We start from the raw sequence: 5,988 nt of genomic DNA, 5'->3' as shown, positions 1-5,988 counted from the left end.
GCGCTGGCCGAACACCTGGCCGGTCGCGGCATACACCACCGGTACCAGATAGGGTGTGAGTACAAAGTCGGCGATCTGCGCGGTCAAAATACCGCGGTTGAGCCGATAGCTGGCCCCCTGGCGCAGGTGGGCCCGCGGGTGCAGTTCAGGCAACCGGACGTTGTAATAGTCGACGACGCTCGTGAGTGGCATGGCAGCATTCTTCCCGGGGCGGAGTTGCGGATCGGCAATCCAACAATCAAGCGACGGTTTAGGGTCGACAACGCAGCCATTGGGCGAGACGCATCTCTTCAGGCTCTCCGGGAAGCAGGATTGGCTCATGCGGACACCCCTCCCGCGGGGCGCGGCGAACCGGCAGTGGATCGAGCCCCGAGCAGCGCCCGCTCTAGGGCACCGTCGGATCACGAACCCAGGATAAGGTGACGGAGCGCGGCAGGCAAAGAAGCGATTACGCTTTGCATATTCCCGTAGACGAGCCGGCAAGCGGAAGAAGAAATGGATTGGCATCCGCGAACCCGGCGGCGCCCAAGTGCGCCAAGGCCCAGCCGGGCCAGATCCGGCTCCAGCCCTGAGCGCGCTCCGGCGGCACGCCGGCCTTGATTGCGCGGCGCGCGATCCACTGCGCGTGAACAAGCGGGCAGCGCGACCCCTTGACCGAGACCGCCGCCAGACCTAGTCTGTCGGTCGTCCTTTAGGGCGATCAGATCTGTGCAATGTCCAACCATCACCCTGAAGGGCGACCGACGCTGGCGGACGAAGACGGCCTAAGTGATGATCATGACCCACACGAGGAGGGAAGATTGATGGCTAGCCAAGCAACCAAAGAGCGACTCCGCAACGATATTGCCCTCTGGTTTGCCGACGGCATCATCGACCAGCACCAGCGTACGGTGCTGAACGAACGCTACGAGGCGCAGCACTTCGGGTGGATTGGGGTCATCAAATATGTCGGAATCACGGGCGGACTCTTGGCCTTCTTCGGCCTGCTCGGCCTCGTTGCGTCAATGGCTGATTCCAAGGGATTCACGATCGCGGCGCTGGGCGGGATCGGCGGCGGCTTCACTTACTGGGGTTTGCGCCTGGCCCGCGATGTACAGGACCGCTACGCCACCTCATCCAAGGTCATCGTGACCCTTGGCATTTTCCTGGCAACGAGCACCATCGCCCTACTCTGCGGCATCGCGGGTCTGAGCGACGAGGCCATCCTGACGGTCACCGGCCTCCTCAGCCTGCCGATGGCCTTGTTCCTCGCGTATTTCAGTCACAACACCTACCTGCTCATCCTCTCGCTTTTGGGGCTATTCCATTGGATCGGCGCTTGGAGCACGATGTGGGGGCGCTCGTCCTATGTCTTTGCCGTCCAGGACCCGCAGGTCATGTGCCTGGCGGCGCTCGCCGCGATTGGCATCGGCATCTACCACGAACGCCAACTCTATCCCCAAACGGTCCGATTCTACCAGGCGTGGGAGTCGTTGGGCCTGCTTTATTTGAACATGTCGCTGCTGATTCTCTCCATCTGGTCCGGGGATGAGGGGCAGGCGATGCTGTGGATCGGCGTGTTCAGCATCACTTGCCTGGCGCAGATCGGCCTCGGTGCATATTTGCAGAATGGATTGATGCGGGGCTTTGGGATCACCTTTTTCGCGATTGACGCCTTTACCAGATACCACGAGTGGTTCTGGGACCAATTCAGTCTGGGTACCTACCTCCTGGCAGGCGGCCTGGGCCTGGCGACGATGGGAGGCGGCCTGGAGGCCCTCGCACGGGCGCGGCGCCTGAACGGGGGTGCGACATGAGTCCACGTCGCCGCGAGAACCAACGGGTGGTGGTCGAATTGGATGAGCTTGTCGCACGCCAGATCCTGACCCCGGGACAGGCGAACACACTTAAGGAACGCTATCCGACGACGGCCTGGGATGTGCTTGCGCTGGTGCGCTCAGTGACAGTGCTGGGAGTGCTCACGGCCATGGCCGGGCTGGTCATACTGGCCAGAGAACACATGAACTGGTGGCTGATGGCGGAGGCGGCATTGGGCGTCGCGTTCCTGGTGGGCGTCGGCTTGGGCTATTGGCTCAAACACTACCGGGCGATGCCAGCACTTGGCGAGGCACTGGAACTGGCCGGCGCAGTGGCGCTGCAGGGGTTGACGGTGGTACTGGCGACTCACTACTCGAGCGGCAGCGAGCATTGGCCGCCACTGATTGGCGTGGATGCGCTACTGCTCACCGCGCTCGCCTACCTGGTGGCTAACCGCCTGGTACTGTGGTACGGATGCGCCAATTTCTTTTTCTATTTTGGTGCCGAGACCGGCTATGTATCCGGCTGGGGGGCCTACTACCTGGGCATGACCTATCCCGTGCGCTTCCTCGCCGTCGGGGCCGCCACACTCCTGCTCGCTTGGCTACACGCGCTGGTCATCCGTGGACGCTGGGCCAGCTTCAGCCGGGTTTATGCCCATTTTGGCCTACTCGTCACCAATCTGGCACTGTGGTTTCTTTCATTGTTCGGATACTATGAGAATCTGGATATCAGCTGGTCCGACACGCAAGGCGAGCGCCTGGTCTTTTCGCTGCTGTGGGCGGCGCTGGCCGGCGCCTGTCTCTACGCGGGCGCCCGGATGGGCCTGCAGCTGCTGCGCAGCTACGGCCTGACCTTCCTGATCATCAACATCTATACGTTCTATTTCCAGTTTGTGGTGCCCCATTCCGGCGAACTGTGGTTCCTGCACCTGTTGCTCTGCGGCGGCAGTCTGCTCTGGCTGGGGTTCTACCTTGAACGCAGACATAGCAGCACGAGACGCGACCAGCCGGACCGCCTTGCGCCGCAGGCCTAGGTCGCCCTCAAGGGCGACCTACACCGGCGTGATCTGTGGGTCCGGCCCGGGGTGCGCTACCACACAGAACAAAGCGGACCGCGCGGCTACTATTCCCCTCTTTCGCGTTGCCCAAACCCGTCGTGCCGACAACGCCAACTGCCTGGAAAGCAGCACGCCAGTGTGTCTTCAGCCAGCCCCCCGACTGCCGGGGATGGCCGCAACCGTGCGTCTGGCCGACCGGCGGGACGCGATCATACACTTTATGAGGAGATTCCCCCCATGACCAACTCAACGACCACCGCCGAGCGCGTGCGCGTCTGGGACCCCTTCGTGCGCTTCTTCCACTGGAGCCTGGCGATCGCCGTGCTGATCGCCTTCCTGACCGGAGATGAGCTTGAGGGCCTGCATGTGCTCGTTGGCTATTTCATCATGGGGCTGATCGCCGCGCGACTGGTCTGGGGTGTGATCGGCCCCCAGCATGCCCGCTGGTGGGATTTCGTACGCGGGCCCACCGCCGTCAAGGCCTATGTCTGGGAGGTCCTGCGCGGGCACCCGAAACGCTACCTGGGCCATAACCCGACCGGCGGGGCCATGGCCGTCCTGCTCATCCTGGGACTCATCCTGACCACGCTCACCGGCCTGGCCGCGCAGAGCTTGCATGCGCTCAAGGGCGTCCACGAGTTCATCGCCTATGCCACCCTGGCCCTGATCCCACTGCACCTGATCGGGGTCGCGGTCGCCAGCTTCCAGCACAAAGAGAATCTGGTGCAAGCGATGATCGACGGCTACAAACGCCCCTGAGTTCCCCCCTGGCGATGCGCTGTCGCGTATCGGCCATCGCCACGATTCTTGCGAGGCTCGAGCCCCGCGGGACACGCATCATGTCAAACGCGACCCTGGTGATTTTGATCACCGCAGTAATCCTCGCCCAGGCGGCCATCATCGGGTTATTCGGCTGGCTGCGCCAACGCGGCCGTTTGCGGACTTTGGAGCGCAGTGACCTCGGGAACCGGACGCTGGTCGGCGCGTCGCCCCCGCAACTGGATATCACGCCCCCACCTGCACCCCGCAAGCCGACCTGACCCTGGCACTATAGAGGTCCCGATGCATCGCTCCATCATTCGCAAGGACGTCCTCCCATTCCTCTTGATGTTCGGCGCGCTGGTCATCGCCACCGCCGTCATCGACGCCCTGTTGCACCTGCTCGGGCTCTATTGGATCGGACGCTATCTGGGGATCCCCGGAACGCTCCTGATCCTGATGTCTTTCTTCTATTCCATGCGCAAACGCAAACTGATCAAGTCAGGCAACCCCAAGACCCTGCTTCAATTGCATGAGGTCCTGACCTGGCTGGGCGCGCTGATGATCCTGGTCCATGCCGGGGTCCATGTCTACGCGGTCCTGCCGTGGCTCGCCCTGTTGGCGATGTTGATCACCCTGATCAGCGGCATGACCGGGCAATATTTGCTCGGACAATCCAAGCGTCACCTGCTCGCGAAGCGGGAGGCCCTCGCCGGGCACGGCGACAGCCCGGCAACCGTCGAGCACGAGGTCTTCTGGGATGCGGTCGTCGTGGACACCATGAAGCAATGGCGGGCCGTGCACTTCCCCATCACCCTGGCCTTTGGCGTCCTGGGTCTCGCGCACATCCTCAGTATCTTTTTCTTCTGGCAGTGGCAATGAATAAGCAACGCGTCTTCATCCTCGTCGCTGTCAATCTGGCCGTCCTGGTCGTGATCGCCGTCTCCTGGCCGCAACTCATGATCGCCCCCGGGCATGTCATGCCGGCGCACCAGTCGTTTGAGACCGATTGTTTCGCCTGTCATCGGCCCTTCATCGGCAGCCGCCCCGCACAGTGTGCCAAGTGCCACAAACCCGCACAGATCGGCCTGGTCACCACCAAAGGGCTCGTGATCGCCAATGAGCGCAAACTCACCCCCTTTCATCAGGACCTGTTGCAGCCGGACTGTATCGCCTGCCACAGCGACCACAAGGGAGTGAAGGCCTTCCGCCCCATCGGCCGCTTCTCACACGATCTGCTCAAGGTCGCGCGCCGCGATCAGTGCGGCGGGTGCCATCAGCCCCCCTTGGACGCCATGCATTCGGGCACCATTGGCACCTGCTCCCAGTGCCATTCACAGCGCGCCTGGACCCCCGCGACCTTTGACCACGAGGCACTGTTCAGCCTCACCGGCGATCATCAGGCGTCCTGCAACACCTGCCACGTCGGCAAAGACTACCGGCTCTACACCTGTTACGGCTGCCATGAGCACACCCGCTCCAAGATTCGTGAGAAGCATGTGGATGAGGGCATCACCAACTACGAGAACTGCGTGGAGTGCCACCGCAACGGCAAAGACAAGGACAAGGACAAGCACAAGGATAAGGATAAGCACAAGGACGAGGAGGGTAAGCATCAGGAGCGCAGCGAGGAAGGCCGGCATTCGGACCACTGACGCACACCGGCCTCGCCGGCCGACGCAGGCGCCGGGAGCGCAACAAGCAGCGCGGACGCCCACGGTGGCGAAAGGACGACGAATCGCCCCCGTGGGTGAGCAGGTCGAGCTGCCGCTCCGTTTTAATTGAGCCTGACCACTTTTGCCACCATTTTCCGCGCTGAGCGCCGCGATCTGCTCCCATCGGCATCCGGCGCGCTAACCCATCTTTAACATGACCCCATTGATATACGGCCCTGAAGGGAATCCAACCAACTGATTCGTAAGTACACGCCTGCCTGAAATCGCAATGTAGTGCCATGTTTTTCAATAGGGACAGAATATAGCAGGTACCGGGTGTCGTAGAGTACCGGGATGTACATCCGTCGCACCCACACGAGCAACAGCGCCACCGGCGAGCGCTACGCGACGCACCGACTGGTGCAAGTCCGAGCGCGTGGGCGGGCGGGTGCGACAGGTCACCCTGCTGAACCTGGGCCGGCATTTCGCGCTGCCCCCGGAGGAGTGGCCGGCCCTGTGTGCCCGGGTGGAGGAACTGCACCGTGGCCAGGGGACCTTGCTGGGCAGCGCCGGCGGGGCGCTCGAACGGGAGGCGCAGCGGCTGGCCGCCCAGTTGTTGGCGCGCGAAGGCGAGGACGCCCCCACCGCCAGCCGCCCCGCGCAGGGCGATGTGCAGGCGCTCGACGTCGACTCGCTGGAGCTGAGCCGCCCGCGCAG

Annotated in this window: 7 protein-coding genes and 1 pseudogene; 7 read left to right on the top strand and 1 reads right to left on the bottom strand. The window is 63.0% G+C overall.

Features of this window, described 5'->3' with window-relative positions:
- Nucleotides 1-192 (bottom strand): hypothetical protein (locus QZY44_RS15945; protein WP_295448121.1); only part of this gene is annotated, 192 nt, incomplete at its 3' end.
- A 611-nt stretch (nucleotides 193-803) separates the two neighbouring features.
- Here QZY44_RS15945 and QZY44_RS15940 point away from each other — a divergent pair.
- The 7 genes and pseudogenes from QZY44_RS15940 to QZY44_RS15910 form a co-directional block, all read left to right on the top strand.
- Nucleotides 804-1,796: a hypothetical protein gene (locus QZY44_RS15940; protein WP_295448118.1), complete on the top strand. Its 993-nt coding sequence runs from the start codon at nucleotides 804-806 to the stop codon at nucleotides 1,794-1,796.
- Nucleotides 1,793-2,833: a hypothetical protein gene (locus QZY44_RS15935; RefSeq protein WP_295448115.1), complete on the top strand. Its 1,041-nt coding sequence runs from the start codon at nucleotides 1,793-1,795 to the stop codon at nucleotides 2,831-2,833. Before QZY44_RS15940 ends, QZY44_RS15935 begins: the two co-directional genes overlap by 4 nt.
- 261 nt (nucleotides 2,834-3,094) lie before the next feature.
- Nucleotides 3,095-3,616 (top strand): cytochrome b/b6 domain-containing protein, encoded by a 522-nt coding sequence (locus QZY44_RS15930; RefSeq protein WP_295448112.1) that lies wholly within the window; start codon nucleotides 3,095-3,097, stop codon nucleotides 3,614-3,616.
- Between the two features lie 80 nt (nucleotides 3,617-3,696).
- Nucleotides 3,697-3,897: a hypothetical protein gene (locus tag QZY44_RS15925; RefSeq protein ID WP_295448109.1), complete on the top strand. Its 201-nt coding sequence runs from the start codon at nucleotides 3,697-3,699 to the stop codon at nucleotides 3,895-3,897.
- A gap of 22 nt (nucleotides 3,898-3,919) precedes the next feature.
- A complete protein-coding gene (locus tag QZY44_RS15920; RefSeq protein WP_295448107.1) occupies nucleotides 3,920-4,498 on the top strand; it encodes a hypothetical protein in 579 nt (192 codons plus the stop codon).
- Entirely contained in the window at nucleotides 4,495-5,271 is a 777-nt protein-coding gene (locus QZY44_RS15915) for a cytochrome c3 family protein (protein ID WP_295448104.1), read from the top strand. The genes QZY44_RS15920 and QZY44_RS15915 overlap by 4 nt, the downstream gene beginning before the upstream one ends.
- Before the next feature lie 448 nt (nucleotides 5,272-5,719).
- Nucleotides 5,720-5,988, top strand: a pseudogene (locus QZY44_RS15910) (transposase); the annotation flags it as partial.

It is taken from the genome of uncultured Thiodictyon sp., from assembly GCA_903837595.1.
Lineage (GTDB): Bacteria > Pseudomonadota > Gammaproteobacteria > Chromatiales > Chromatiaceae > Thiodictyon.
This window is presented reverse-complemented; position numbering and strand designations above follow the sequence as displayed.

Bases quoted from the DNA above. Each gene is read 5' to 3' on its own strand.
- QZY44_RS15940 (WP_295448118.1), top strand. From the start codon at position 804: ATGGCTAGCCAAGCAACCAAAGAGCGACTCCGCAACGATATTGCCCTC.
- QZY44_RS15935 (WP_295448115.1), top strand. From the start codon at position 1,793: ATGAGTCCACGTCGCCGCGAGAACCAACGGGTGGTGGTCGAATTGGAT.
- QZY44_RS15930 (WP_295448112.1), top strand. From the start codon at position 3,095: ATGACCAACTCAACGACCACCGCCGAGCGCGTGCGCGTCTGGGACCCC.
- QZY44_RS15925 (WP_295448109.1), top strand. From the start codon at position 3,697: ATGTCAAACGCGACCCTGGTGATTTTGATCACCGCAGTAATCCTCGCC.
- QZY44_RS15920 (WP_295448107.1), top strand. From the start codon at position 3,920: ATGCATCGCTCCATCATTCGCAAGGACGTCCTCCCATTCCTCTTGATG.
- QZY44_RS15915 (WP_295448104.1), top strand. From the start codon at position 4,495: ATGAATAAGCAACGCGTCTTCATCCTCGTCGCTGTCAATCTGGCCGTC.